The 25,928-nt window shown below is 69.3% G+C and carries 33 protein-coding genes and 2 pseudogenes; 21 read left to right on the top strand and 14 right to left on the bottom strand.

From position 1 onward, the window contains the following. Positions 1-60: 60 nt before the first annotated feature. Positions 61-759, bottom strand: coding sequence for a site-specific integrase (locus tag IE109_RS31715; RefSeq protein ID WP_229891829.1), 699 nt, complete (start codon positions 757-759; stop codon positions 61-63). A 175-nt stretch (positions 760-934) separates the two neighbouring features. Beyond that, positions 935-2,104, bottom strand: a complete 1,170-nt coding sequence (locus tag IE109_RS31710; protein WP_189554816.1) for a hypothetical protein — start codon at positions 2,102-2,104, stop codon at positions 935-937. Positions 2,105-2,422: 318 nt separating this feature from the next. Here IE109_RS31710 and IE109_RS31705 point away from each other — a divergent pair, with 318 nt between their 5' ends. Further along, complete coding sequence (locus IE109_RS31705) at positions 2,423-2,623, top strand: hypothetical protein (RefSeq protein WP_189554815.1); 201 nt, start codon at positions 2,423-2,425, stop codon at positions 2,621-2,623. Between the two features lie 812 nt (positions 2,624-3,435). Here the strand turns inward: IE109_RS31705 and IE109_RS31700 are convergent. Continuing rightward, complete coding sequence (locus IE109_RS31700; protein ID WP_189554814.1) at positions 3,436-3,873, bottom strand: hypothetical protein; 438 nt, start codon at positions 3,871-3,873, stop codon at positions 3,436-3,438. Between the two features lie 547 nt (positions 3,874-4,420). Between IE109_RS31700 and IE109_RS31695 the strand changes: the two genes are divergently transcribed. The 4 genes from IE109_RS31695 to IE109_RS31680 all read left to right on the top strand — a co-directional run bounded on the left by IE109_RS31695 (position 4,421) and on the right by IE109_RS31680 (position 7,249). Beyond that, positions 4,421-5,653, top strand: coding sequence for a replication-relaxation family protein (locus IE109_RS31695; RefSeq protein WP_229891827.1), 1,233 nt, complete (start codon positions 4,421-4,423; stop codon positions 5,651-5,653). Positions 5,654-5,803: 150 nt separating this feature from the next. Beyond that, positions 5,804-6,460, top strand: coding sequence for a ribonuclease FAU-1 family protein (locus IE109_RS31690; protein ID WP_229891824.1), 657 nt, complete (start codon positions 5,804-5,806; stop codon positions 6,458-6,460). Positions 6,461-6,552: 92 nt separating this feature from the next. Then, positions 6,553-6,837, top strand: coding sequence for a hypothetical protein (locus tag IE109_RS31685; protein ID WP_189554812.1), 285 nt, complete (start codon positions 6,553-6,555; stop codon positions 6,835-6,837). Between the two features lie 109 nt (positions 6,838-6,946). After that, positions 6,947-7,249 carry a hypothetical protein gene (locus IE109_RS31680; protein WP_189554811.1) on the top strand — a complete coding sequence of 101 codons (303 nt, stop codon included), beginning with the start codon at positions 6,947-6,949 and terminating at the stop codon, positions 7,247-7,249. Here the strand turns inward: IE109_RS31680 and IE109_RS31675 are convergent. Beyond that, entirely contained in the window at positions 7,228-7,494 is a 267-nt protein-coding gene (locus IE109_RS31675) for a hypothetical protein (RefSeq protein ID WP_189554810.1), read from the bottom strand. The genes IE109_RS31680 and IE109_RS31675 overlap by 22 nt on opposite strands. A gap of 138 nt (positions 7,495-7,632) precedes the next feature. On the opposite strand from IE109_RS31675, the gene IE109_RS31670 reads away from it, so the two are divergent. Then, a complete protein-coding gene (locus IE109_RS31670; RefSeq protein WP_189554809.1) occupies positions 7,633-8,040 on the top strand; it encodes a hypothetical protein in 408 nt (135 codons plus the stop codon). Between the two features lie 45 nt (positions 8,041-8,085). On the opposite strand, the gene IE109_RS31665 is transcribed toward IE109_RS31670, so the two are convergent. Both IE109_RS31665 and IE109_RS31660 read right to left on the bottom strand, forming a co-directional pair. Next, positions 8,086-8,400: a hypothetical protein gene (locus IE109_RS31665; protein WP_189554808.1), complete on the bottom strand. Its 315-nt coding sequence runs from the start codon at positions 8,398-8,400 to the stop codon at positions 8,086-8,088. Positions 8,401-8,470: 70 nt separating this feature from the next. Further along, positions 8,471-8,848, bottom strand: a pseudogene (locus tag IE109_RS31660) (DUF6233 domain-containing protein); the annotation flags it as partial. A gap of 166 nt (positions 8,849-9,014) precedes the next feature. On the opposite strand from IE109_RS31660, the gene IE109_RS31655 reads away from it, so the two are divergent. Further along, positions 9,015-9,326 (top strand): hypothetical protein, encoded by a 312-nt coding sequence (locus tag IE109_RS31655; RefSeq protein ID WP_189554807.1) that lies wholly within the window; start codon positions 9,015-9,017, stop codon positions 9,324-9,326. A 224-nt stretch (positions 9,327-9,550) separates the two neighbouring features. On the opposite strand, the gene IE109_RS31650 is transcribed toward IE109_RS31655, so the two are convergent. Beyond that, on the bottom strand, positions 9,551-9,751 hold the full coding sequence (locus IE109_RS31650; RefSeq protein ID WP_229891822.1) for a hypothetical protein: 201 nt from the start codon (positions 9,749-9,751) through the stop codon (positions 9,551-9,553). On the opposite strand from IE109_RS31650, the gene IE109_RS31645 reads away from it, so the two are divergent. Beyond that, entirely contained in the window at positions 9,726-10,109 is a 384-nt protein-coding gene (locus tag IE109_RS31645; RefSeq protein WP_189554805.1) for a hypothetical protein, read from the top strand. The two genes, IE109_RS31650 and IE109_RS31645, sit on opposite strands and share 26 nt — an antisense overlap. Positions 10,110-10,168: 59 nt before the next feature. On the opposite strand, the pseudogene IE109_RS33540 reads toward IE109_RS31645, so the two are convergent. Continuing rightward, positions 10,169-10,438, bottom strand: a pseudogene (locus IE109_RS33540) (DUF6233 domain-containing protein); the annotation flags it as partial. An 84-nt stretch (positions 10,439-10,522) separates the two neighbouring features. Here IE109_RS33540 and IE109_RS31640 point away from each other — a divergent pair. The 3 genes from IE109_RS31640 (at position 10,523) to IE109_RS31630 (ending at position 12,124) form a co-directional block, all read left to right on the top strand. Continuing rightward, the gene (locus IE109_RS31640; RefSeq protein ID WP_189554804.1) at positions 10,523-11,014 is read left to right on the top strand and encodes a C2 domain-containing protein; all 492 of its coding nucleotides are present in this window, start codon (positions 10,523-10,525) and stop codon (positions 11,012-11,014) included. A 408-nt stretch (positions 11,015-11,422) separates the two neighbouring features. Next, positions 11,423-11,635 (top strand): transcription antiterminator/RNA stability regulator CspE, encoded by a 213-nt coding sequence (gene cspE, locus IE109_RS31635; protein ID WP_189554803.1) that lies wholly within the window; start codon positions 11,423-11,425, stop codon positions 11,633-11,635. Positions 11,636-11,740: 105 nt separating this feature from the next. After that, positions 11,741-12,124: a hypothetical protein gene (locus IE109_RS31630; protein WP_189554802.1), complete on the top strand. Its 384-nt coding sequence runs from the start codon at positions 11,741-11,743 to the stop codon at positions 12,122-12,124. Positions 12,125-12,237: 113 nt separating this feature from the next. On the opposite strand, the gene IE109_RS31625 is transcribed toward IE109_RS31630, so the two are convergent. Further along, a complete protein-coding gene (locus IE109_RS31625; RefSeq protein WP_189554801.1) occupies positions 12,238-12,810 on the bottom strand; it encodes an HD domain-containing protein in 573 nt (190 codons plus the stop codon). A gap of 251 nt (positions 12,811-13,061) precedes the next feature. Between IE109_RS31625 and IE109_RS31620 the strand changes: the two genes are divergently transcribed. The 5 genes from IE109_RS31620 (at position 13,062) to IE109_RS31600 (ending at position 15,411) form a co-directional block, all read left to right on the top strand. Next, positions 13,062-13,316: a hypothetical protein gene (locus IE109_RS31620; protein WP_189554800.1), complete on the top strand. Its 255-nt coding sequence runs from the start codon at positions 13,062-13,064 to the stop codon at positions 13,314-13,316. Beyond that, positions 13,285-13,812, top strand: a complete 528-nt coding sequence (locus IE109_RS31615; RefSeq protein WP_189554799.1) for a DUF6879 family protein — start codon at positions 13,285-13,287, stop codon at positions 13,810-13,812. Before IE109_RS31620 ends, IE109_RS31615 begins: the two co-directional genes overlap by 32 nt. Before the next feature lie 30 nt (positions 13,813-13,842). Then, on the top strand, positions 13,843-14,694 hold the full coding sequence (locus tag IE109_RS31610) for a helix-turn-helix domain-containing protein (RefSeq protein WP_189554798.1): 852 nt from the start codon (positions 13,843-13,845) through the stop codon (positions 14,692-14,694). A 97-nt stretch (positions 14,695-14,791) separates the two neighbouring features. Further along, positions 14,792-14,974 carry a hypothetical protein gene (locus tag IE109_RS31605; RefSeq protein WP_189554797.1) on the top strand — a complete coding sequence of 61 codons (183 nt, stop codon included), beginning with the start codon at positions 14,792-14,794 and terminating at the stop codon, positions 14,972-14,974. Positions 14,975-15,018: 44 nt separating this feature from the next. Beyond that, complete coding sequence (locus tag IE109_RS31600; protein WP_189554796.1) at positions 15,019-15,411, top strand: DUF6415 family natural product biosynthesis protein; 393 nt, start codon at positions 15,019-15,021, stop codon at positions 15,409-15,411. A gap of 61 nt (positions 15,412-15,472) precedes the next feature. Here the strand turns inward: IE109_RS31600 and IE109_RS31595 are convergent, their stop codons facing one another. Continuing rightward, entirely contained in the window at positions 15,473-15,694 is a 222-nt protein-coding gene (locus IE109_RS31595; protein ID WP_189554795.1) for a hypothetical protein, read from the bottom strand. A 252-nt stretch (positions 15,695-15,946) separates the two neighbouring features. Here IE109_RS31595 and IE109_RS31590 point away from each other — a divergent pair, with 252 nt between their 5' ends. Further along, entirely contained in the window at positions 15,947-16,432 is a 486-nt protein-coding gene (locus IE109_RS31590; RefSeq protein ID WP_229891820.1) for an RICIN domain-containing protein, read from the top strand. A 233-nt stretch (positions 16,433-16,665) separates the two neighbouring features. On the opposite strand, the gene IE109_RS31585 is transcribed toward IE109_RS31590, so the two are convergent. Further along, the gene (locus tag IE109_RS31585; RefSeq protein WP_189554794.1) at positions 16,666-16,965 is read right to left on the bottom strand and encodes a hypothetical protein; all 300 of its coding nucleotides are present in this window, start codon (positions 16,963-16,965) and stop codon (positions 16,666-16,668) included. 782 nt (positions 16,966-17,747) lie between these two features. On the opposite strand from IE109_RS31585, the gene IE109_RS31580 reads away from it, so the two are divergent. Then, on the top strand, positions 17,748-18,080 hold the full coding sequence (locus tag IE109_RS31580; protein WP_189554793.1) for a hypothetical protein: 333 nt from the start codon (positions 17,748-17,750) through the stop codon (positions 18,078-18,080). A gap of 269 nt (positions 18,081-18,349) precedes the next feature. After that, positions 18,350-19,573, top strand: a complete 1,224-nt coding sequence (locus IE109_RS31575; protein ID WP_189554792.1) for a hypothetical protein — start codon at positions 18,350-18,352, stop codon at positions 19,571-19,573. A 700-nt stretch (positions 19,574-20,273) separates the two neighbouring features. On the opposite strand, the gene IE109_RS31570 is transcribed toward IE109_RS31575, so the two are convergent. The 3 genes from IE109_RS31570 to IE109_RS31565 form a co-directional block, all read right to left on the bottom strand. Continuing rightward, entirely contained in the window at positions 20,274-22,130 is a 1,857-nt protein-coding gene (locus IE109_RS31570; protein WP_189554791.1) for a hypothetical protein, read from the bottom strand. 223 nt (positions 22,131-22,353) lie between these two features. Beyond that, positions 22,354-22,545, bottom strand: coding sequence for a DUF6207 family protein (locus IE109_RS33950; protein ID WP_308431416.1), 192 nt, complete (start codon positions 22,543-22,545; stop codon positions 22,354-22,356). Positions 22,546-22,657: 112 nt separating this feature from the next. Next, on the bottom strand, positions 22,658-23,353 hold the full coding sequence (locus IE109_RS31565; protein WP_189554790.1) for a hypothetical protein: 696 nt from the start codon (positions 23,351-23,353) through the stop codon (positions 22,658-22,660). Between the two features lie 278 nt (positions 23,354-23,631). Here IE109_RS31565 and IE109_RS31560 point away from each other — a divergent pair, with 278 nt between their 5' ends. Both IE109_RS31560 and IE109_RS31555 read left to right on the top strand, forming a co-directional pair. Then, positions 23,632-24,828: an AlbA family DNA-binding domain-containing protein gene (locus IE109_RS31560; protein ID WP_189554789.1), complete on the top strand. Its 1,197-nt coding sequence runs from the start codon at positions 23,632-23,634 to the stop codon at positions 24,826-24,828. Positions 24,829-25,054: 226 nt separating this feature from the next. Then, the gene (locus tag IE109_RS31555; protein ID WP_229891818.1) at positions 25,055-25,453 is read left to right on the top strand and encodes a hypothetical protein; all 399 of its coding nucleotides are present in this window, start codon (positions 25,055-25,057) and stop codon (positions 25,451-25,453) included. The last annotated feature ends 475 nt before the right edge of the window (positions 25,454-25,928 follow it).

Genomic DNA, 25,928 nt, shown 5'->3' with positions numbered 1-25,928 from the left:
CTGGCATCCGCCCTCTGCTGCTACAAGCGGTTCCTCAAACTGACCATGTAGGACACAGTCTTAGCTGTCGCCAGTTCCCCGCGGAGTCCATCCTGCCGGCGACCGTGTGTGATCGCCGGGGGCGTATCGGCTCCAGGTGCCTCCGGCCTCGGACATGAGGCGCGCCGCGGTGACCTGGTGGTAGCCGAGGGCATCGGCGACGACGGGGGCCGGCATGTCCAGGACCTGCTGGCGGATCGCTGCGGCCCGGCTGGCGGTCGCAGGGACACCAAGGTCGTTGACCAACTCGGCGAGAGCGAAGGGATGCAGCGGCTGGCCGGCGCGTCGACCGGGGAACAGCCAGGGAGAGTCGCGGTTCGTTGCGGTGTTCATGTTGTCCCGGTTGTCGATCCAGGACAGGAGAAGTTCGGCGAACGGTGCGGGGACCGGGGAGGGCGGCTCGCCGAGCCGCAGCAGGACCTGGTCGTTGTCGTGGACGACGTCGTCGATGGTCAGCCGGACGACCCGACTGCAGGGTTGGGCATAGAGCAGGACGATGACCGCGGCGACCCGACTTCGCAGTGGCAGGTCGTTGTCGGTGAGGAGCCGACCGAGCAGGTCGAGGCGCTCGTTCTGGGAAAGCGGGGCCGCCCGGCGGGTCGGCGGCGAGGGCAACCGGAAACGCCGGGTGAGCTTGGTGGTCTGGCACCACAGGAGGAAGGGCCGGACGGTCGGCGCGCGGCCCTTGTCCGCAGGCCTGTGACCGTCACCGACCATCATGCCCCGGAAGTAGTACCGCCACCCGCACCCGAGCGGACCTCCGCTTTGCTGATCACCAACCCATCGACCTCCGACGCTGACCTGCGCAAAAGCGCGGTCCAGGGTCCTTCCCGCCGGGTGGGAGAACACAAGCAGGTACTGCGACCGGGGTGGGTGGCCGCATAGAGGCCTTGGGTCAGGGGGTCCAGGTGAAGGTGAACCGGTTGCTGTCAGATCTCTGGTAGGTGAGCTGGTCAGGCAGTTGGCTCTTGGCCGTGTCGATGCCGACCACGCCGGTGGTCTGGTCGTAGGTGAAGTACGCCGATCCGCTGGCGATATCCTGCGAGGTGACCGCGCGCCGAACGATGACGTGGGTGGCCTGGGCGCTCTGGGTGTCGACGGCCTTGCACGGCCCCCCGGAGGTCAGTACCTGCTGCTCGTCTGCGACTTTCAGTACCAAGGCGTACGCGTCCTGCGGATCGCCGGAGGCGTGCAGCGACGCGCAGATCTGCCGGGGCTTGAGCGGTCCGCAGTCCTGGTCGGCTTCTTGCACGATGGCCAGGACGTGTTCTTCGCCGGACACGGCTGTCACTTTCTTCCCTGCGGTGGCTTCCAGGATTCCCGACACCTGCTGGAAGCGGTCGTTCCCGGCGGCCAGCAGAGTGCCGTCCTCGGTCACCGCAAGGCTGAGGTACCAGCCGGCGCCCACAGCCATGATCTTCTTGCCTTCGGCGGCCCGCAGGATCCCCTCTGTCTCCTGGTGTTCCTGAGCCCCGAAGGCCAGGAGTGTGCCCCCGTCGGTCACTGCCAAGGCCCTGGGACCGTACGCACACACGTCAACGACCCGCTTGTCGCTGACAGCCTGTGCGAGTTCCGCCAGCCCGTGCCACGCCCGGGAGATCAGCAGGGTGCCGTCCTCGGTCAGCGCCGCGCTCTCGCCGAGGCCGGCGGACACGGCTCTGATCTTCTTGCCCTTGGCGGCTTCCAGGATTCCCGACACCTGCTGGGAGCTGTCGTTCCCGGCGGCCAGCAGGGTGCCGTCCTCGGTTACCGCAAGGCCGAATCCGCTACCGCCGGATGCGACGGTGACCTTCTGGCCCGCAGCAGCCCTCGCGAGAGGCTCCACGCCCTCTCCGGCGGTTAGGAGCGTGCCGTCCTCGGTCACCGCCAAAGCGGAACTGTTACCGGCGGACACGGCTCTGATCTTCTTGCCCTTGGCGGCTTCCAGGATTCCCGACACCTGCTGGGAGCTGTCGTTTCCGGCGGCCAGGAGCGTGCCGTCCTCGGTCAGCGCCAGGCTGAACCCGTTGCCGGCGGACACGGCCCTGATCTTCTTGCCCTCGGCGGCTTCCAGGATTCCCGACACCTGCTGGTCGCTGTCCCACCCAGCGGCCACGAGAACGCCCCCCGTCGCGACCCCAGCGGAGCGCGGACTTGGTGCGGGGCTCGTGGCGGATCCGGCGTCATGACTGCTCATCAACACTCCCTGGGCTCAGCGGTCAGCGTCCTCGTCACGTTAGAGCTGACGACAGCCCTCCGGAGGAGAATCGACCCACTTATCAGGAAATTAGACACCGTATGGCTTGAACGGCAGCCCCCGGTTTCCGCGAGGCGACCGCGCCGGGTACGAAGACAAGCAATCAGGGGCGAGGGTGCAAGACCACACCCGACTACGGAGGCCCGCATGGTTGAACCGGTCCGGTTGTCCCTCTCGCCGGAGCAGCGTGAGCGCCTGGAGCAGCTCGCTGATGCGGCCCGGCTGCGCGTCGCGGAGCTGCACCCGTCACCGAAGCCGCCGCCCGTCCGGCGCCGTTCCCGCTCACGGCAGTACCCCGGTGGCCGGCCGAACCTGTGGCGCACCGGACGGGGCCGCCGCCGGGGATGAGTGGCCACGGTGGACTCCACCGCGCGCCCTGTGCGTGGACCGCTGGACGGGGGAGTGGAGGCCACCCGGAGAGTGGAGACCACAGTGGAGCGCATCGGGTGGACTCCACTCGGTGCGCTCCATCCGGTGGGGGAGTGCAGGCACCCCGGCGCGCGGTGTGTTCCATCGAGCGCACCGGTGCGGTTCATCAGACGCACCGGTGCGCCGGCCGACGATGCACCGCACTCCCGCCGACCGCACCGGAGTGGCCGTCACTCCGCACGCGCCACCCAATGCGCGTACAGAGAGTGACGGCGCATCGGATGCGGTGCACTCGATACACCCCCTTGACCAGGTGTGCCGCTGCGGATCCATCCAGCCCATCGGGTGGAAATCAACCCTTGTCCACCTACGAGTTTCCGCGTGATCTTCGACGTTTTCCCTTGACACACTCCGCTACCACCACGGAGACGCCCCGCACCGTGCCCTTGATGCCCGGCGGCGGAGGAGAGATCTCTCCCTCCCGGCACACCGCACACCGTCACCGTCCGTAAGGGCGGTGCGCGACGCGGACGATGCCGTGCACCGCCGCATCGCGGTGCGTTCCACCGAGTGGAAGCGCACGACATCGTCCGCACCGAGTGGAGAGTGGAGGCCACCGGATGCGGGTGGAGTCCACTCGGTGCGCTCCACCGAGTGGGGAAGTGCGTTACATCGTCCGCAACTCAACGCACCGCGCGCCGGTCTGCCCCCGCGCGCCACGCGCCACGCGCCACGCGCCCCGGATATCCGGTGCGGTGGCGCGCGTCGCCCGCCGGGCGCCGGCCTCCCGCTCAGCTCAGGCCGTAGCCGCTCCGAAATCCCGCGCCGACGTTGCCGCGGATGTCGGCGAGGAACTGGCCGACCTGGTCGACCTCCTGCATGCACTCGATCAGGAACCCGGCCGCGATCCACGCGGTGTGCGCCCCGGCCCCGCTCGCGAGGCACCACCGCTTGAGGTACCGGCTCGCCACCGTCACCAGCTTCCCGGCGACGTACGCGGACTCGCAGTCGGCGTGCTCATCGGGCACGGCGGTGAGGTAGTCGGCCAGCAGCAGCGCACCGAACTCACCGATCAGCCGCGCCAGCTCCGGGCCGTCGGCGTGGAACTCCGCCAGCGCGGCCTTCTCCTCCTCGGTGCCCTGCTCCTGCCAGACCAGCTCCACGTAGTCGGCGGCCCGAAGGATCTGCTCCGGGGCGAGCTGGGGCATCTTGGGCGACGTCGTCTCCATGACGGCTCCTTGCTGTTCGCTGGCCGGATGCCTGGTGCGCCCGGCCGATCCCTACGGTGCGCGTCCGGCCCTGTGGACAGAGGCCGTGCTCCGGGACGCGGTGCGGACGTGACTCCGGTCACGGACAAACTCGGACTGCAAGGGGCGGTCAAGGAGGAATCGGACGGCTGTTGTCGGTGGCCGTCAGACAGCGGACAAGGGGTGCTTCCTCACGGTGGCCCCGGCCCGTGCGCAGATCCGCGCACGGGCCGGACGACCGCCGACCCGGCCCGCAGGCCGGAGAAACCGAGGACACCGTGCCGACCGAACCCACGCCCGACCCCGCCCACGAGGACCGCGCCGCCCTCGGTCCCCGGCCTTCCGAGGACGTCGACCAGGTCCCGCAGGCCCCCTCCACGGGCCCCTCCATCGCCCCCTCCACGGCCGCTTCGTCTGCCCGGCGCGAATCCGCAGGTCAGCCCCACAGAACAGGACCCCCGGCACGTTCGACAACCCTTCTAAGCCTTTGAAGCAGACATGGAAGCCAACCCACACCCGGAAGAAGGAAGTGCTGAAAGCTCTCGGGATCTTCCAGAGGGCTACCGCTGAACACCTGTGGCGGATGCTGCGCCCCGGAGACTCGCACGACCGGATCACGAGGGACACCCTCAACGCCCTCAAGGACGACGGGAAGGTCCGGGTGGAGACGCGGCTGGAGTCGAACCACCAGCTGTGGGTGCTCACCGAGCGAGGACACAAGGAAGCCAAGCAGCTGCTGCCGGGGAACGTCCGGGTCTCCTCGCTGCGCAAGCTCGAGTTCGACGACGACGGCGAGCCGATCACCGGCGAGGGCTACGACGAACACGCCGCCGCCGTCACGATGACCGCCGCAGTCCTCACCGGCGCCGGGTACGGCACGCCGCTGTCCTGGCAGACCGAGATCGCCCACCGACTCCCGTACGGCTACACCCAGTACGCCGACCTGACGATGCGCGCCCCGGACGCCGGAGTGCCCGCGATGCTCCTGGAAGTCGACCGCGTCAACGAGCCCGTCGACGACCTGGTCGCCAAGCTGCGCCGGTACACCGACTGGTTCGAGCTCCTGGCACCGAAGGCCGACAAGGACCGCGAGAGGGTGGCCCGCGCTTTCGGGGGAGCGAGGGTGCACGACCTCCGGCTGTGGTCGCGGATCTACCCGGCGACCGGGCGCGAGGGCTACGTGCCGGTGGCGTTCGTGTTCACGGGCAAGACGAAGGCGCAGCGGGCCAGCAGGATGCGGCGGCTGGAGCAGGACGCCCGTACCTACTTCGCCGGCACCGAGTACGCGGGCGGGGGCATCACGGCCGTCGACTACCACCAGGCGGTGCCCGTGGTCGTCACCGAGCTGGAGCGGATCACGGCCGATCCGGATGGGGCGGCGGGGAAGGTGTGGCGCAGGCTCGGGCGCAATGAGTGGCAGACGCTGACGGAGGCCCTGGACAACCCCGACGGCGACCGGCTGTACGTGGTGCAGGCGGAGCAGGCCCGCAAGCGCCAGAAGGAGCGCGAAGCCGCGGCCCGTGAGGCGCAGCGGCCCGTGTGCAGGCGCTGCGGAGCGAAGTTCACCGACGACCGCTGGGACTCGATCCGGCACCACCCGGCGCAGCAGCACCGTGAGCTGTGCGAACCGTGCCTGCACGAACACTGGGAACAGGTGCAGGCGGAGCAGGCCGCGCGGCGCCAGGCGGAGGAAGCCGCGGCGCGGGAGGCGGCAGAAGCGGACGCGAAGAAGGGCCGCGGCCTGTTCGGGCGTCGCCGGTAGGCGCGGGCAGGCCCAAGGGCAGCCTGGGCAAGCCCGGCGGTAGCGCGGGCAAGCCACCCTCGGATGGCGGCTTGCCCACCCCGGCCGGGATGGGCTGAGGTGGGCAAGCCGGGCCGGGCATCACGGCCTCGGACCGGAGAAGGGGACGCGGTGCGCGGATTCGAGACGGGCCAGACGGTCGTACGGCGCGATGTCCACCGGTCGGGATGGGTGTGGAGTGAGCAGGCGCTGCGTGTCGTCGACGACACCGGCGAGGCACTGGTGACCGCCTGCGCACCCGGCGCTCAGGCCCGATGGCCCGCCCTGTACGCGCAGGGAGACCGCTCGGTGCGCACGGAGGCGTTCGACGCGATGGCGACGGGGGAGTGGGAGTTCGCGGGCGCGGTGTGGCAGGAGACCGACCTGCTGCTGTGGAAGCCGCCCACGTCCTGGTTCAGCGTCAACGCCTTCTTCGTCCCCGACGGTGACGGGCGCAGGCTGCGGAACTGGTACGTCAACTTCGAGCACCCCACCCGCCGCACCGAGGCCGGCTTCGACACCCTCGACCTCACCGTGGACCTGGTCGTCGCGCCCGACCTCACCCACTGGGAGTGGAAGGACGAAGACGAGTACGCCCACGTGCGACGCCTCGGCATCGTCTCCGACACCGAGCACCGGGCCGTCGACGCCGCCCGCGGCGAGGTCCTGGCGATGCTCACCGAACGCTCCGGCATCTTCGCGCAGGCGGAACGGTGGGCGGCCTGGCGGTGGGAGCCGGCCTGGCCCACACCGCGCCTGCCCCGGCCGGTCGCCGCGACGCGACGCTAACGGGGCGGGTGCTCTACGTTCCCGCCCGCTCGGTCCCGCGACCGCGTCTCCACCCGGGAGACCAGCGCGGCCGGGCAGAAAGGACCGTCACCATGACCTTCATCGAGCCCGGCCTGTCCGTACGCAACGGCTTCGCCGAAGGGCCGCTCGCCGACGCCGCGCTGTCCCGCGCTGCCCGCGCCGGGCAGCTCCTCGACGAACTGCAGGAGCAGGCATCCACGATGACCGACGGCCAGCTGCGCGACGGCGTGCACCGGGCGCTGCGCCGCTTCACCCAGGAGCAGCCGCCCACGTGCCAGGTCGACAGCATCACCGCGCTGATCCGCCGAGGGGTGCGCATCGACTGGCCCGTCTCGGACCGTCTGCCCTGCGCCTGACGCCCGTCCTGCGGGAGGGCACCCCCGCACCCTCCCGCAGGACGGGACAGGCCGGACTGTCGGGCGCCGCCGGCCTTCCGCTGTCGGCGGTGGCTGGGAGGCTGGCCGGATGAACGCCGATGACGAGCAGCTGTTGCGCGGCCGGGTGTACGGCCGCGACCACGATGAACCCAACCCGGGCCCGCTGCCGCACCAGACGTACGCCGCCCTCGTGGGCGGGCCGTTGGACGGGCTGCTGCTCGACATCACGGGCTGGCGTCCGGAGGAGATAGACGACGGTGTCGCCCTGATGACCGAGCTGGGGCGGTGGCCCGGCGGCCGGGCGCTGTACGACCCGCTCCCCGACGACCCGCGCCCATCGAGCGGCCCGGGTGTGGTGTGCCGCTTCTACTACTCCGGCGACACACCCTGACCCCGGCCGCCGGCACCCGCGCCCGGCCTGCCCTCGGTCAGCTGGGCGGCGGTGTTCTCGATCCACAGCAGCGTCCACTCGACACCGGAGCGCCACCCGGGCTCCGCGCTGTCGTAGCGCCCTCCGGCGTCGGCGCGGATGTTGGCGGCGAGGGCGCGCAGGTCCTTCTGCAGTCCCTGCCGCTTGGCCGTGTCCATGGCCTGGATCATTTCGTCGGTGATGTCACCGGGTCGGAGCGCACTCATCGCCCCACCCTGGACGATCGCCCCGGCTGATGGCCATACCGTGGGGGCACCGAGCTGGGTGCCGCTGCGGCAAAGCCCTGGTCACCGCGTGATCGTCCGTGGCAGGCTCGTGACCTTCCAGGCGGAGGGAGCGAAAAGATGAAGAACGGCTTCGCGGAGACGCCGGGCGAACTGTGCCCGGACTGCATAGCGGGCCCCGCCCGGGAGAACGTCCGCGTCGCGGGCGGCACGCCGTACGAGATCTGGCACACCTCCGACTGTCCGGAGTGGACCGTCATGCAGATCAGCTTGGAGGCAGGCTCCCGGCGTATCAAGGAACAGGACGAGTGGGCCAAGGAGCTCTTCCCGACCGTGCACGAGCGGCTGAAGCAGGCTGCCGAAACCCTGCCGCCGGACAGCCCCGCCCAGCCGTTCGTCGACGCCCTGACCGAACTGGTCCAGGCGCAGGCCGACACCACCGGCTTCGTGGTCCTGCACCGGTGGGTGGAGATCCTGGAGCGCCACTTCCCGCCCCAACTGCCGGACCCCGAGCACACCACCGAGTAGCGGCGGCCGCGAAGCCCGGCCATGCACGGACACGGACCGGAGCGTTCAGGCGGCGTCGCCGTCGCCGGCCGGAAGCTGAGGCCGGCGGATCCGCTCACGTTCGACCTCGGCAGCGATGACCGCGCGCTGCGTCTCGCCACGCTGCTCGATGGCCGTCCGCTCCGTCGCGCCACGCTGCTCGATGGCCGTCCGCTCCGTCGCGCCGCGCTGCTCGATGTGCGCCTTCGCCACCCGCCCGGCCACCGTGACCGCCGTGGCGACGGGCACGGCCGTGGCCAGGATGCCCGGCCAGGCGGAGCCGGTGAGGGAGTCACCCGGCTGGAAGTCGGTCGACGGAACATCAGGCTCGTCTGCGCTCATAGCCCTCATAGTCCGGCCCTCGCACCCCTGGTGACCAGCACAGTCACCCGTACGGCCCGCAGGAGGCAGGTCAGGAGTCGCTGATGTGGTCGAAGCCGCTCAGCAGCGGCGTCAGCTCCTGAGCGCACCCGCACAGCGTGCACAGCTGCGTCCCCGGGTTCTCCGCGACGTCCAGGGCCCGCTGCACATCGAGCAGCGGCGCTCCCTCGGGTGCCTCTTCGCAGTCCGGCGCGTGCAGCACGCCGCGGGCCGGGCCCCGCCCCTCGCGGACCTTCGCCAGGACCCAGCCCGAAGGCCGGCGCTCCCCGAGGACCTCGCGAACCACCGACGTGGGCGCCTGCGGAAGGTGCTCGGTGGCGACCTGGTCGTAGTCGACGCCGTCGACCGGCCGCACATGGTCGGGAGCCCGGACCCACACCCGGTACTCCGCCGCCTCCACGCTGCCGTCCCACTGGTGAAGAGTGAGTATTCAGACCCTGCGCTATTTCCCTGGCCTGCGGCCCGTTCTTGCTGCGTCGCACTCGACCGACTCCGCAATGTAAGGACGTCACAACGCTCTGCATGCCAGACTCGCCAAGGACCACCCACCCTCGCCACGAACGGAGCCCTCCCTTATGAGCACCTCAACAGAGGTCCAGCACAAGATCAAGCCCAGGACGATGCAGGTCAAGCAGGAAGAATCCAGCCAGACGACCAGCAACGAGGAACAGCCCAACCTCGTTGCCGACGAGGGGATCCAGCAGATCCCGGCCAGCATCAGCGCGTCCCGAACACCGGCCGCATCCGAAGCTCGCGATGCACTGCTGCAGGCCATCGCCGCCGAAGCCCAGCTGGTGGCGGACAAGTCCGCAGGCCACGCGTCCACCGCGCTGGAACAACTCGCCCGCGCCTACGCCCTGGTGGCCGCCGACCCGACCACCGATTAGGCCCCCGGCTTCACCCCGACGGCAACGGGGCGAGCCAGCACCGTCATCGTCAAGGACGGCATCGCTCGCGGCCCTGCGCGCCGCCGCACCGGGTCGGCGGGCAGCACGACCCGCACCGGCACCGGCTCGGCTGCGTCGTCGGAAGGCGAGGTCACGGCCCCACCGTAAACAGCCGGGCCCGGCCCTCCCACCGGAGGACCGGGCCCGGAGCGCGTACCGGTACGTCAGCGTGAGCTGCGGGGCCGCTGCATTCCGATCGCTTCGGCGACGTCCTCGGAAAGACTCTCGTACGGCAGGCCGGCCTTCTCCACGATCCCGACGAGGACCTCGTGCTTGGCGTAGTGGGCGGCGTCGATCAGCCCGGCCTCCAGGCGGGCCAGGAGCCGCAGGAAGCGTTCCATGTCGACCGTGCCGCCCTCGCGCATCGCCTTCCAGACGCGCGTACTTGTTCGCCCAGTCCTGCAACTCGGACCTGTTGCCGTCGAACAGGCCGTCGTCGTCCAGCTGCCCGCGCTGCCTGACGCTCATCGGCCGACGCCGGTGATGGCGAGCGGCGGAAGGCCGCTGGAAGGCCCAGATCTCCGCGCCGCTGCCGCCGGAATCGACCACCACCGACCCGAGCAGCAGGTCGAAGGCGTCCTCGATGGCGGCCGCGGCCTTGTCGATGTCGCTCGCCGGTTGTCCGGTGACGAGCTGGACGTGTCCGACCCAGCCGTCCTCGTGCTCCAGCACATCGAGCACCGCCCCGGGCAGCGGCTCGTTCGGGGAGGCGGGTCGGGGTGAGGGTCGTCGTGCCCCGCGCCGTAGACGCGGCCGTTCAGCAGCTGCTCGTCTCCGTTCAGCGGCGCGCCCTGCGGCGCTTCCTCGCAGTCCGGCGCGTGCAGCACACCCCGCGCCGGGCCCCGGTCCTCGCGGACCTTCGCCAGGACCCAGCCCGAAGGGCGGCGCTGTCCGAGGACTTCGCGGACCACCGACGTGGGCGCCTGTGGAAGGTGCTCGGTGGCGACCTGGTCGTAGTCGACGCCGTTGACCGGCCGCACATGGTCGGGAGCCCGGACCCATACCCGGTACTCCGCCGCCTCCACGCCGCCGTCCTCGAGGTCCCGGTACGACGTGGGTCTGCGCTGTGTCCTCCGCCGGGCAGCCCAGGTGCTCAGCGGGGGTGACTGAGGTGCCCTGGTGTCGTTGAGCGGGGCATGACTACCGGCAAGTACCGTCACACGTTCGTTGGCATCGCGGCCCTGCTCTGTTGTGCCGCAGCACCCACCACACTCCATGCGAACTCCCGCGTCGAAGCGGCCCCGAACCTCCGCGTCACGGTCATGGCAGCCAAGGTCGACCCCGACCGGAACGGCATGTACGAGGACCTCACCGGGACGATCGATGCTTACGCGGTCCTCTCGACCCTCCCGGCAACCGAGACGCACACGACGACAACGCGGAGGAACGTCTCGACCGCCAGCTGGGAAGACGAACCCTTCACCTTCCGCCCGCAAGCAGCCGGCAGCTATCTACGCGTCGCGGTATGGGACCACGACCACGTGGGCGAGGACGATTTCGTCGCCGACACCCACATCTCGCTCGACTACGTCAAGGAAAAGGGCCTGACGGACATCACCGTCCCCCTCTCCGGCAAAGACAAGGAGAGCAGGGGCACGGTGAGCGTCAAGATCACCAACCAGCTCTAGAGAGCGCACCGGGGCCTTGGGACCTGGCACGAAAAGGAGCCCTGCGCCTTGGGTTACTCCCGGACGTCGAGGAGCTGCCGTGTCGGCTCCTTCAGAAGGGCCCGGCCATTTTGCTCCTCAGGCATGTCTCTCTCCCCTTACTGGTCCGGCACGCTGCCGACCCGCCTGGATCATCCCATAACGGCATGTGACCACATCATCACTCCCCAGGTACGCGAGATGCAGTCCATGCCCCGTAAGCCCCGCCCCTCCTGCCCTGTCCCCAGATGCTCCGGACTCGCCACGGGCAGATGCTGCTGCAAGAGGCCAGCTGCAATCTCACCGTTCGGGTGAGGTGCCGTCTGTTTGGGGGCATGATCGTCGCAGTGGGCCACTTCGGCTGGCCTGAGACCGAGAAATGGGGAGCCCATGTCAGACAAGAAGACCGGCATCGTCAAGTGGTTCGACGCGGGGAAGGGCTTCGGCTTCATCGCGCCGAGCGACGGGTCCAAGGACGTGTACGTCCACTTCTCGGCGATTCAGGGCAATGACTACAAAACCTTGGATGAGGGCCAGAGGGTCGAGTTCATTGTTGAGCAGGGGCAGAAGGGACCAAGCGCCGCAAACGTCGTTGCCCTCTGAGCGGGCGGCTGATCCTGCTTGCGTTCCCGGCGGCCGTCAGGCCGCCGGGAACGCCGCGTGGTGACGTCAGCGGTTCAACTCGACTGAACCAGAGACCTAAGCCCCATGGTTCAGCGCGCGGGTGAGTTCCCGGTTGGCTGCCCGGGCCGCATCCAGCTGGCCTCCCTCTCGAAGGAGAGACAGGGCAGCTTCGCTGAACTCGCCGCCTTCGAAGCCGCCGCCCTGGTCCTTCCCGCGAGCGTCGACAGCGCCCACTGGTACAGCGGATGGAAGATCCTCCAGGACTATCCGGGCTCGACACCCGACAGCCTGCGCACTCAGGCCAGTGAACTGGAGGGCCTGTACGCCCAAGCGGTGCTGCGCCGCAGCAAGGGAGCACAGACACAGGAACAGGCCCTGGAGGGCGAGGCACCGGTGACGGCAAAAATGCCGGGACGCCGGGGTCCGCGTTCGGCCTCCAGGCCCGTCACGACGCTCGCTGCTTCCTGACCTGTCTCCTCCGCCTCCAGGTTGCCGACGGCGCGCTGGGTGCGTGCCGGGGCTCACCCCGTGCTGGCGGGTGGGCCCCAGCAGGGCGCGGGTCAGCGGTTGTTTGGAACTGATCAGTGCAGGAAGTTCTTCTGCCACTGGAGCGAGTCCATGCTCAGCGCGGCATCCGCGAGGGCCTTCGCGGAGGGGGTCTTGAGCGAGGCGAGGCTGGTGTCGATCCAGTTCTGGGTGAGGCTGTAGCCCTGCTCCCGGTACTCGACCGCCTGGACCAGGCATTCGAGCTTGTCGGCGTCGCGGGCGACGATCGCCTCCGGGGTTTCGCCGGCCTCGTACTCGTCGACGGCGCTCTGCACCCCGCTGCGCACGGCCGGGTGGGCGTTGGCGACCTGGTCGGCGGTCACCTCGCCGTTCGGGGCGGCCTTGATGTACTTCCGGCCGATGTGCGGGATGTCCCCGACCCGCGTCTCCTGGCTGTCGTGGAAGAGGCACATCAGCGCGACCCGGGCCGGCTCGACGCCCTCCATCATGGCGAGCACCGAGCCGATCACCCCGACACGGAAGGAGTGCTCCGCCACGGACTCCGGCTGCTTGTTGCCGGTGAACCACCAGCCGGTCCGTGCGACGCGCTTGAGCACGCCCATCTCGGAGATGAAGCTCGCGGTGCCCTGGGTGGTGTCGTCGGCCATGCGGTCCTCCGGTGGCAGCGGGTGATCGAAAACGTAGTGGACATAGGCCAGCTCGCGCCGCGGTCTCGTCGATAGCGCTGCCCCGGCAAGGAGCCGATCAGTCTTCTCGCGCTGTGGAGCCGCGAACGACCGGGCGACTGCCTCTGTTCGGCGCTGCTTCACCGCCCTCGTGAGCGCCCCTTGACGCTGGCTCCGGCCTGCGGGACGGTCGGTGCGCAACTACTCGCAACTGGCTCGCTTCGGAGGGGATCATGGCGTTACTTTTCTTCGGCACGGACCCGAACTCGGGCGGAGGGAACTGCCCGGCGGTGTGGGTGGACACCGACGCCGCCCAGGGCCCGGAACTGGTTCTGCAGGGCAAGTTCGCCGACCCGGCGACCCGGGCCACCTGCCGTCAGGACAGTCCGCCCGCAGAGGACGAAGGGATCGTCCGGATCCCGCTCAGCATGGTGGAGCAGATCAGGAGGGCGTGCGATGCCGCAGAGGCCGCCGGCACCCAGCTTTGAGGAGCTGCTCGACTCCGCCCAGGCCCACGCCCTGCACCTGGAGCTCCGCGACGTGTACGCCGTGGGGGAGGAGCGCGAGGTCTACGACGCCTTCCTGCGGGACGGGAGCGTGCCCGCGGACGACTCGGATTACTGGAGCGGGTGGCTGCCCCTGGTCCAGCGGACCGTCGCCCGCGGGGTGAAGGTCCGCCGGGCCCGGATCGTCTCCGAACCCGTCACCGACTACATCCGCTTCGAGCACGCCATCACCGACGCCAACCTCCGCGCCGGCGAACAGGTCCGCTGGCTGCCCCGCCGCCGCGCCTCCACCCTCGCCCTGCCCGGCAACGACTTCTGGCTCATCGACGACCGCATCGTGCGCTGGAATTTGTTCTCCGGTGACGGCCAGGCCCTCGAGCCCGACCACACCGACGACCCCAGCGCGGTCAAGCTGTGCGTGGAGGCGTTCCGCTCGGTGTGGGACCTGGCCACCGACCACGCCGACTACCGCATCTGACCGACGCACAACCCAAGGGCCACGCACCTCATGACGACCGCCTCCCCCTCGTCCAGCGCTCAGGCGGCCCGCGAGGCGCTCGCCGTGCGCTTGCAGCACCTGCGCAAGGATGCCGGCCTCACCGGGAAGGAACTCTCCGCCCGGTGCGGCTGGCACCCCGCGAAGACCACCCGCATCCAGAAGGGCGCGGCCGCGCCTTCGGACGCGGACATCCGCACCTGGTGCGCGGCGTGCGGCGCGGACGACCAGGCCGACGACCTCATCGCCACCGCTCGCGCGGTCGACTCGATGTACATGGAGTGGCGACGGCTGCACCGCAACGGGATGCGACAGGTCCAGGAGGACTGGCTCGCCCTCCATGAGCAGACCCGTCACTGCCGGGTCTACCTCTCCAATGTGCCGCCCGGCTTTCTCCAGACCCCTGCGTTCGCGACCGCCCTCATGCAGCAGATCACCCGCTTCCAGGGCACCCCCGACGACGTCGCCGAAGCCGTCGCCGCACGCGTCGCCCGCTCCCGGTTCCTCTACGAAGGCGGCCACCGCTACGTCGTCCTCATGGAGGAGTCCGTCCTGCGCTACCGCACCGCCGACCCCGAAGCGATGCGCGGGCAGCTGCGCCACCTCCTGGCCGTGATGCCGCTCGCCTCCGTCTCGCTCGGGATCATCCCGTTCACCGCGCAGCGCACCGTGTGGCCGCTGGAGGCGTTCTACGTCCACGACGACACCATGGCCGTGGTGGAGACGCTGACGGCGGAGATCAAGGTGACGCAGCCGCGCGAGCTCGCCGACTACGCCAAGGCGTTCGCCGGCCTCGCGGAGATGGCCGTCTACGGCGACGCCGCCCGCGCCCTCATCCGGGCCGCGATCGACGCCCTGGAGTGAAGTCCCGCAATTCTCCGCAACTTCGTTGAGAGCGCGGACTGTAGGTGCGTAGCGTCGACGGCACCGACGGACCACCAGCCGGAAGGGCGGGGCCTCCATGCGCGCACACACTGATTCCACCGCCCCGGGCCCGGAGGGCCGCGGCCTTCAGTCGCCCGCCTACGGCGTCCCCTCTCCGGCCCTGCTGGCCCGCGCGGACCGCGGCTTCGCCCGGTTCCTCGGTCAGCAGGGCGAGGACCAGGACGACAGGCCCGGCGGCGGCGAGGACCCCCAGCGGTGACCGCCGGCCACCCGCACATGACGCTCCCGGCAGCGAGGCCCGCCATGCACACCAGCAGGCACACGGTCCTGTACGACCCCGACGGCCTGATCGAAGCCGGGCTCCCGCTCGATCGCGAACCGTACGAGTGCCTCGTCAAAGCCGTCCTCGCGTGGACCGACCAGGACACCCTCACCGCCCGCGACCTGGAGCAGATCGCCCTCCAGCTCACCGGCCACGCCCGCGCGCTCGCCTCCGACGTCCGCCGTCGCGCCGACCAGCTGCCCAAGGACAGCGGCCCCCGGGCGCTCGCCGACGTCGTCCTGCGCGAGGCAGAAGGCCGGCTGTCCACGGCGATCGAGGGCACCGTGCGCTGCGTCCAGAACCGCGCCCGCCTCGTCCGTGCCCTCTACGAACGCCTGGACCGCCTGGAGGCCGCGCGCCCCCAGGCCGTGTGACCACCCTTCGCACCCGGCGCGACCACCGGCCCGGGTGAGGAGGGCTGCACCCGCAGCAGGACTACGCGGGCGCCGGCGCCGAATCCGGGCGCAGCGCGGCGAGCGGAGAGCGCCGGCCTTTCTCCACCGCGCGCGGCTGCTCCCAGTCGACCTTGGGGTGGTCGGCGGGCACCGCGTCGACGGAGGCCGTGGTGTGGAGCGCGACGTCGACGGCTCCGGCCTGGCTGGTGCCGAAGCGGACCTCGATCGACTGCGGGGAGCCGGCCCAGCCGAGCCGGACCATGTGGTCGAAGTCGGCGCGTCGGACCCCGAGGCGGGTCTCGCTGGATGCTGTGGTGCTACTCGGCAGCTGACCACGGACGCCACCCCTCGACTCTGGTAGGCGGTCGCTGGCTTACCCCGGTATGCCGTCCCTTGTGTTCATCATCCCTTTAGGGGGTTTGGCAATACTCACCCCTCTCACGGTGTGTCACTGGCTGTTCACTGAGGGTGTCAAAGTCCCTCCCAGCGTTGGAGATTCATGAAGCGCTATGCCTTGGCTGCGACGGCTGCGGTATCGGCCTGTCTGCTGACCGGCGCGATGTCCCCCACAGCGTCCGCTGCCACGTTCACCGCGGAACTGGTCGCCCGCCACAGTCAGAAGTGCGTCTCGGTCGCGGGCGCGAGCCCCCAGAATGACGCCGCCGCAGTCCAGTGGGACTGCGTGGACGCCTCGAACCAGAAGTGGAAGCTGGTCGCCACCAGCGCCGGCTACTACACCATCAGTGCCGTGCACAGCGACAAGTGCCTGTCCGTGTCCGGCGTGAGCACACAGAACAACGCCAAAGTGGTCCAGTGGGACTGCGTGAACGGCACCAACCAGGAATGGCGGCTCGTCCAGAAGGACAGCGGCTACTTCTCCATCGAAGCCCGCCACAGCGGCAAGTGCCTGTCCGTGTCCGGCGTGAGCACACAGAACAACGCCGCGCTCGTCCAGTGGGAGTGCGTGGAAGGCGCCAACCAGCACTTCCGCCTCGGCTAAGTCCCACACCCCTTTGCGAGCTCACGTGTGCCCGCCGCCTGCGATGGTGGCGGGCACGCCGCACCCCCGAAGGAGCCCTGACTGTCAAGCGCGCCGCTGCTCCTCCCGCTGGACACAGGAGAGGCGGCGTCGACGAGCAGTGGCCCGGGTCAGGCCGGAGCGGTTTGCTTCGCCAGCGCGGCGAGTGGGGAGCGCTGGCCTTACGGGCGGCGGGTGAGCCGAGCCGGTGACGCTCAGCTGCTCTGGACCCAGTCGGCAAACGAGCTCACCCGGGCCTGGGGGGTCTGGGCGGCATCGCCCACTGTGACGCCGTGGGTCACGAGCGCGTACGCGCGGGCGAGTTCCTCCAATGCCTTGGAGGACTGTCCGGGGAACTTGTCCGCCACGTGCTGTGCTTCTTGTCCGATGGCCCGCAGCAGGGCATCGCGGGCGTCGGTGGCGCCGGGTATTTCGCGCGCCGGGATCACGGCAGGAATCTGCTGGATCCCCTCGCCGGTGTCCACGGGGGCGGTCTGTGGTTCGTTGCTGGTCATACGTACCCCTTGAGGTCGGCCCCTGACGTTTCTCCCAGGCTAGGGGCACCCACAGCACCACGAGTCCCACATCGATCAACCCGATGGGGAATCAGCTCGACCGGCACGCGGGCAGCCAGTGCAGGGGTGCTGGGCCATCGCCGGCGTAGTTGGTCGCCCGGCGGTATTCGGGGGGCTGGGACAGCCGGCCCCGACAGGCAGTGGACCGAGGGCGGGCCTCCAGCCAGACCGGTAGGTCCAAGAGCGCCTTCCCGTTCGTCGGGATCGGTCCGCGCGACCAGGCACACATGGCCTGGGCGCCGGAGTCACGTGCTGGGTGTCGACGGGGGAGGTGGATGGAGTCGCCCACTCGCGTATTCACTTGCTCGGTCAGGCAAGCATGGTCCGTTCCAGACCTCGACCTGCCAGGAATGGATGAGGATGGCCGACTCGTGCGCCAGCCGGAGGGCAGGCTGCTCATTTGGGCCGGGACCGGCACTGGAAGCTCCTGTTGAACACGCGCGTGGGCTGCTCCGGGGCGCCGTGTACGCCGACGCCTGGTCGCACCGAGGGCGGCGACATGATGTGTGCAGCGCGGAGCCGCTACCTGAGCCGGCGGCGGCCCCGCACTGCTCAACGGGCCCGAGCGGCAGGCCGGGGGCCGACACGGCCTCTCGCCCGCCGCACGGTGATGGACACTCTGTAGGGCGTGGGCGCCTCGATCTGTTCAGAGTGACGGTGTGGTGACACTCCGCGTGGGAAGATCCACACGGGTCGGCAGTGGGCCGGCCAGTGAGGGGACCATGTCTGATGAACACGGCGGCATCCAGGTGACCGAATCGGTCGAGATCCCGGCGCTGCACAACGTGACCGACGTACCTGCCGCCGCAGAAGCCCGTGACGCACTCCTGAGGGCCATCGGCCAGGAAGCACGGCACGTCGCGGACAAGTCAGCCGGACATGCGTCCACGGCACTGGTGGAACTGGCTCGCGCCTACACCCTGGTCACCGGCGGTGTTGCCCCGGGGCTGCCGGCGGGCGCAGGGAGCGGCACGGGGGTCCGCACGGCGGGTCGCCTGCTCTTCATTGATCAGGAAGACGTTGAGGAAAAGCCGGCCGTTGAGGTCGTTCGGTAGGGCCGTAGCGGGGGCGTACGCGATGCCCCTTGATCCGCTTCCCGTCCGTCCCGGTACGAGCCGCTGGAGTCTCTGAGGGTTCTAGTCGATGGCCCCCAGGGTGGCGCGTGCCTCTCCCGCCTGCGCGGGCGCTGGGCGGACTTGGCCCGCTGTGGGCCCACTGCCACCGTGTGTCTCTCAGTGCGCCCTGTTTCCGCAGTTCAGTGCCGTTTGTCAGACCCTCCCCGTAGCGTTGTGGGTCCTACTCGTGGCGGCTGCGGGGAGTACCGATGGACGACGACCTTCAGATCGACAGCGACGAAGACCTCTTCCGGAACCCCGTCTACTACGAACCGGCCGGCCGCAACCTCGACCTGGACCGTTCCGACCTCGGCGTCCCGCAAGGTCAAGACCTCCTGAACGTGCTCTTGCGCATGCGAGGACGTGTCCCCGTCGAAAAGCGCGGGCTCATCTGCCCCGACTGCCGGGACCTCCGCGGTCGGCGCGTTGCCATGTACCTCGTCCAGCGTGACGGCGTATGGCTTGCCTCCCACTACAGGAAACCCGGGGAGAAGCCCATCAGCCACGAGTCCGACGAGCACCTCGCCCGCAAGGAACGCGTCGCGAAGGACTCCGAAGATCACGGCTTCCCGGCCGACATCGAGTCGCAGACCGCCGACGGGCACGCGCGCCTCGATGTACGCATCAACGGCGCCAACGGCATCGTCCTGGGCTACGAGCCTCAGCTGAGCCCCCAGACGGCCCGCGCAATGCGTGCACGGGAGGGGTTCCGGCGCCGCGGCGGTGTCCAGTCGGTCTGGGACTTCGCCGACCCCGACCACGCAGCCATCGGCACCGTCCCTTATGTCCGCACGCCCAACCTGCCAGCCTCCGTCATCCGCGTGCAGAAGAACCCCATCGCGGTCCAGGACGGCAACTTCGTCCTGGAGGAGGGCCAGTGCAGCCAAAACGGCGCGCTCACCCGGTGCCCGGAGAAGCCCTACGACCCGGAGAACCCCACCGACGCCGGGTACTGCGGGGGCTGGCACCGCGTCCTCGTGCCCGCCCATCAGTCGAGCACCTTCACAGGGGAAGGCGGCCTGACCCTCACCCGGTTCATCGTGGAAGCTGCGGCCGGTGAGCGGATCCCGTTCCAGCGGGGCGGCCACCACGGTTGGCTCCCCGCACAGCAGTGGCAGCAGTACCTCGAGGCGAACGGGCCCGCCCTGGACGACAAGGAGCGCCAGCCATCCGTACGACGGGGGGACCGGCGCGACAGGTGCACCGAGGACCGTCCGGCTTCGGAGGCGCGGGCTGAACCGAAGCAGAGACGTGGCAGCCGCGCGATCGTCCTTGAGTCCCGCCCCCGGGAAACCGAGGCTGCCAGGGTTCCGGTCGACGCGTCGGGCCAAGCGATCCCGCTCTGCCGCTTCGGCTGCGGTCAGGCCGCAAGCCTTCCAGGACCCGAAGGGCTGCCCGAGCACTTCTCGTGCCGCCGGAAGCAGGAGGCGTGATCTATCAGCCACCGCTGACCGCCCCTCGCTGCGTGACCGCCGGCCACGTGGGGGCGCACCGGGTGGTGATCAAGAGGCGCGCGACGTGCGGGCCCGCGGCGGGCTCGCGCCGTTTGTTTCGAGCCGCGACGTCGACAGCCCCGCAGACTTGCCCGCGATGGCTTGCCCATGAGCACGGAGCCGCCCGGTGTCTTTGCAGCGGTGTGATCGTTACGGCAGTCATGAAAACACCAAGCGCGCAATTACCGCCGTCATCCTGATGAGTGCTGCTCTCTCGGCTCCCACACAGGCCCATGCCGTCGACATGCTGGCCGCACCCGGGCCCGCGGGAGGGCTCCCGCTGTTGGGAGGGCTCCTCGGCGCCGTCGGCCCTCTTCCCGCCGTCGACGTAGTGGGCCAGCTCCTGCCGAACGGAATCCTCGGCGGTTGACACACCGTGCTGGATCAGAACTCGCGACGCCACCCCGCCGTCCTTGCCGTCCAGCCCGGCCGCGATAATCCGGTGCGCGGATCACTTTCCGGTCATGACGAACGCCCGCACGACCGTTGTCGGTCGTGCGGGCTCTTCGCCGTGTTGGGTGCCGAGCATTCTTGCCGCGAGATCGTGGATGCGATCCCTCTGGCGGCGGTGGCGGGCTGAGCGGGCCCCACCATGCCAAGGCGATCCCGTCGCACGAGCCGGACGGCCCGACCTGCCGGGTTACCGCTTCTGTCCCACGTGGGCGTAGCGGCCCCACTGGAAGAAGGTCATGAGGGGCATCACCCCGCTAGGAGTCAAGGTGTTGCGAGGCCACGTTGCGTTGATGGCCGAGTCGACACTCATCATCCTCTCGAAGCCTCCGACCTCGAAGAGGTCCGGCCACCGCTCTCGTGAGGGCCAGGGGCCTTCAACGATCCTTTCGTTGAAGGCGTGATAGCGCAGACAGTCGTAGCCCCGGAACAGGTACACGTCGGTGCTGCTGCCTGGCACGGTGACAGCGGCGGTGATGGGGGTGCCTGCGGTGATGTTGCCCCAGCTCGCCCCGACCAGGCCCGGCCAGCCGGTCATGACCGGCATGGGTCCGTTGACGATCCTGTGCGTGGCGGTGTTGTAGCGGAGGTACTGCTCGCGGCGGAAGAAGTACATATCCGTGCTGCTGCCGGGGACCCGGCAGGCGGAGTGGATCCTCTCGGTGAAGTCGGTGCCGACCAGGCCGGGGAAAAATTGGGCGATCGTGCCGCGGTTCTTGAGGAACCCCGGGAACGGCATGAAGACGGCGCAGTCGCTGTTCCTGAAGATGTACACGTCCGTCTCGCTGCCGGGGACGTTGGCCATCAACTGACCGCTTTGGCCGGTCTCGAACGGCGTGCCCTTGAGCTCGGGCCACGACTTCTTCCACAAGTAGGGTCCGTGGACGTACGTGCTGCCCGACGGGAAGTCCGCGCTGCACCGGATGGACAGGTGCTGCCAGCCCTCGCTGCCGCCGCCGTTGAAGTCGTACCACAGCTCCCCACCCCAGGGCCGGACGCTCTGTTCGATCAGGGAGCCGCGGGTGTAACCCAGGACATGCTCCGCGACCAAATCGTCGTTGTTGGTCCACCAGCTCAAAATCCACTCCAAGATGCCGGCGGCGACGGCAGCAAATGCCACCCAGCCAGCGGCTTGCTTGGCATCGTCCCCGCCGGCCTCCTGGAGCCTGGCCGCCAGGTCCAGGGCGGCATAGGCAAAGTCAGCGAGCCCCCTGCGCAGCGCCTGCATCCAGTCGGGGCCGCTGTGGTCCTCCTCCCAGCACATGACCTCCGCGGTCAGGTACTGGTTGACGGTGCCGTTGAAGAGGTAAGTGCCGCTGTCGATGCGATGCATCTCGCCGGCGTCGATGTTGGTGTAGGTGCGGGTGCGACCCGACTGCCTGACGCCGGTGTCACTGCCCGCGCTGAGCCCCCAGTAGATCTCGTCGTCGGGACTGCCCTCGTTGGACTCGTCCTTGCACTTGAACTGGTGCAGGTGCAGGCGTACAGGCGTCGGGGCGGCCCGCATGCCGTCCATGGCGGAGCTGGTGTGCAAGGTGATGCCGCGCCCGTACTCGCCCACGGCCGCGGTGAACTCCTCGGTGTCGAACGTCTCGCCCTCGGCGACCTTGCTGACGTCGACGACGCGCACATTGGGCTGCGCCATGATCTTCTCGCTCAGGGCGGGTAGGTCGGCGGCGAAGTCGGCGAGACTGTAGCCGGACTCGATGCTCCGGCCGGTGATCTGCTCCGGGAAGATGTCGATGCCGCCCAGAGCGGCCGCCTCACGGTAGACGCGGCCGAACGCGGGGATCTCCTCCTCGGGCAGGTACTGGCCCAGCAGGTTGAGCAGCTGCTGTTCGAGGTCGGTGAGTTCCAGGTCCTGCTCCTGGCGGGCGGCGGCGTGCATCATCGCCCCCGCCAGGATGTTGCCCGGCTGGTTCAACTGCATCCTTCGGCCGCCCCTGGTCTGGGCCCGTGCTCCGGACAAAGAGGCCCGCAGCCGTTCCAGGCGTTCCTCTGCGGTGACCTGGCTTTCTTCAGCGGTCTTGGTGATCTGGTCAGTCATGGCGTGCCCCATCCCTTGCTCAGCGTCCAGGGGGAATATGCACGCGCTACGTAACCAGTAGTGCACGGAGCGTGTCAGGGGCGCTCGGGGTGCACGGCCGGATCCCATCACCGATTCCCAGAAGTGCCGATACCTCTACGCCCTAGCCCTACGGGCTCCACAGCGAGGCTCGGTCCGCCCATCCGCTCGGGCGAACACTCGGAACCCGTCCGAAACCAGACCCTCATCCGACGATGAGAGACAGCAAGGGGAGGCGCTTCGGCGCCACTCCTCCACCATTTCGACCGTGGTCTTCAGAGCCAGACATCCGAGGGGGCGCCTGCTGAAAGGCAAAGGTGGTGCGGTCGTCGGCGGCTGCGACGTCGACGACGACTAACCCGGGTTCCCTCGCATGCAGTTCGTTGATCGGCTCCATGGCCGGCACGACGCGCTGAAGGCTGTCAGGGTTCGCCGTCACGTGGAGTTTCACCCAGGCGGGGTGCCTCTCCGTGCGAGTGCAGAGGTGACACGGCGCCACCGCCGGCACTTCAACGCTCGGCCTGCTCGCGCAGGAAGCGGCGCTCCTTGATCCGTCGACGCACCTGCCACCAACGGGCGGTGTAGGCGAGGTCTTCCCGGCAGACGTCCAGGAACGCATCACGGGCGGCCACCACGGCCTCGGCCTGCTGCTGGAAGCGGTCGGCATTCCGCTCGTTCAAGTCCAGGTCACCGGTCGCGGCAACGAGGGTCTCCGCGGCGGCGATGACGTGCAGGCTGCCGCACAGCCGTACGCCCTGCAGTGCGCCGATGAGTTCCCACGCCTGGGGCAACTGGCCCAGCAACACCTTGTTCGCCGCCCGTCCGGCTTCACGACGGAGATGAGCGAACTGGTAGGCGTAGCCGAAGGAGCGGGCGGAGGCGTCCAGCAGCCGCCGGTAGGCCTCCGCGCGGTCCTCGTTGCTGCCCAGCCGAGGCACACCCGTGGGCCGGTACCGTCCGATCAGAGCGCTGGCCACGCTGCCCGTGGCCTTGATGCCGGCAGCGGCCATGCCCGGCGTTATGAAGGTCATGCCCGGTTCTACCACCCGGAAGTCCCGGTGTCGGCCGGGACGCCGCAGCAGCCGGACCAGGCGAGCCGTCCCGTAGGCGGTGCCGGTCAGGCTGCGCAGCAGCGTCAGGGCCTCGCCGTCGGGCGCAGCGTGGGCCGTCAGGTCGGTCAGGTAGTGAAGCAGATGGAACAGCACAACGGCCTCCGGGACGTCGGCGGAAACGGTTCTCGCCCCTTGCCGAGTCCGGGAGGCTGCCAGACAGCAGCGGCGCCCGATGTGTTTCGAGTGAGTACCGGGGCTTTCCTGTTCAGGATGATCCATCAGTTTCCTGGAGTGTTAATCACCGCCCGCCATCGCAGGGAAATGCGTCTCTGACAGAGGTCGATGCGCCCTCTACGCTTCCGCGTATGGCACGCACATGGACAAGACTCCACGAGCACCTCGGATGCCCGCCTGGGCCTCTCACCTTCGATATGGTCCGCCAGGCCGCGGCGGACAACCTGGAGGAGTCCGACGACCTGGACTGGAAGGAGATGCTTCCTCAGCCGCCCAGGGACGGCCGGTGGAACGAGTTCGCCAAGGACGTCGCCGCCATGGCCAACACCCGTGGCGGGCTGATCATTTTCGGTGTCCAGGACAGGACGACCGCCCTGGTTGGCATCGACCCTGACGAGGTCAACCGGCAGCAGTACGCCCAGTGGATCCGCAACCATGTCCAGCCCTACCTGCCGGACCTGGACATATTCGAGCTGACCGACGGGACGAAGACGGTCCTGGTCGTCGACGTGCCGGCCAGCGAGATGGCACCGCACTTCGTCTACGGCGGTGCGGCACGGGACAAGGAACAGCAGACCGCGGTCGTCCCCTACCGGGACAACGACCACACCGCCTGGATGGCAGAGCACCAGATCGAGCGGGCCTACCGCGACCGCTTCGCCCGCGTCGGCCGGGCAGAGGAAGAACTCCAGCGGCACATCGACTTCACCGCTCAGACCATCGCCGCGCACGCCTGCGCGCCCTCGGCATGGTTCATCGCGGTCTCACGGCCGCAGCGGCCCCTGCCGCGCGGTACATACACGATGAGCCGGGATGAGGCACGGGAGGTCCTGGAGGCTGCCAAGACGCGAGCCCGCGTTCTGCAGACGCGAGGCCTGGTGCCCGGTCCCCTGGTCGGGATGGGCGACAACACCCTGCTCAACCCGCGCCCTGGCCTGCGCCGCTGGGTGTGCAACAACCTCGAGTCGCCCATCAACCGAGAGGTCATCACCGAGTTGCACTACGACGGCACCGTGGTGATGGCCGCCAACCTGTCCTTCATCCGCGAGAGCGAGAAGCCCCCCGGCCAGGACGATGACCTCCTGGTGTCCGAACGCCTGGTGACGGCGTGCTGCTACGACTTCGTCGCCACAACTCAGGAGCAGCAGAGGAAGCTGCGTCTGGACAGCACGCTGCAACTCACAGCGGCGATCATCTCTCCGGAAAAACCCAGAGCCATGGCGCCGCGCACCTCCACCTGGGGCGACGGACCGGAAAGCACACCGCCGTACGCCCGCCGGCCCCACCGCGTCCAACCGGCCCACACCGTGCTCTCACCAGCGGCAGCAGATGACGAAGGACGCAGCAGCGCTGACGAACTGTGCACGGATCTGATGAGCCAGTTCGGGGTGTAACCAAGCGGGAGGCCAGAGCCGTCGGCGCGCGTGCCCCGCTGCTGCCCGTGTTTGACCACCGAGAGCCCACCCTCCCGGAACGGGTTGTCAGAGGCGCACGGCACCATCGGCAGATGACCTCTCCACTCGTAGCCCCACCGACCCACCCGCACCCAGCTCGCTTTGGTCGCGCTGCGGATCACCGACGCACCATGAGTGGACGCCCCTCGTTTCGTACGCTCAGGACATGACGATGACGCCGCAGGAGCTCGAGGATCAGAAAGAGACCTTGGAGCTGATCAACAGCGAACTCGCGGCGCGTCTGGCACGGCAGTCGGAGTCGGGCGCGAAGGTAGACACCAAGGCGATCTTCCTGGTGGGCTTCGCCGCCACAGCCGCCCAGTTCCTGGCCTCCCGCAGCTTCGAGCCGTACACCGGTGCCGCAGCCTTCGCGGCATACGCGGTTGCCATCGCCTTCGGCATCTCGGTCTTCAATCTGGTCGAGTACGAGGACATCAAGCCGCGGGAGGTCCTGGACACCTACGCGCGCTCGACGAAGGGCGCGACCCTGGGGGCTCTCGCTGGAACGCGGGTGGGCATGTTCGAGAAGAACGACCGCATGCACCAGCGGAAGACGAAGCGCTAGACGGTCGCCCTGGCTGCCGTCGCCGCCGGGATCTGCCTCTCCACTGTCAGTCTCGTGCTGCACACTGGCGGCCATGACAAGCGCACAGAACCAGGGGAACCAGTCCCCGCCTCCCCCGCCCCCGCCCCCGCCTCCCCCTCCGCCCAGCCTCACTGACTCCCTCGCCAACCCGGCTCTCGTGGGCACGGAGAAGAGGAACGAAGGTAAGCCCCCACGCAATAAGGCGGTCACCAGGGGACAGACCATCGAACGCCGCTGACACACGGCGCGAGATGGCGACCCTCTTGCCCGCCTGCGAGACAGCACGAGACCCCGAGCCTGTGTAGCTCGGGGTCTCTCCGCGTTCTGGACACCCGGCCAGCTCAGGCACCCGTCGGCGGGTATGTCACGCCCACTGCACCCCCAGCGCGCGCAGCGCCTGTCCAGGGGCGGTTTTTCTGATCAGTGGGTGGTGGGCTGGCCTGGGCTGATCAGT

The sequence above is a fragment of the Streptomyces lavendofoliae genome (genome assembly GCF_014649735.1).
Classification (GTDB): Bacteria; Actinomycetota; Actinomycetes; order Streptomycetales; family Streptomycetaceae; genus Streptomyces; species Streptomyces lavendofoliae.
Note: the sequence above shows the minus strand (reverse complement) of the source record. Positions and strands in the feature narration are given on the sequence as shown.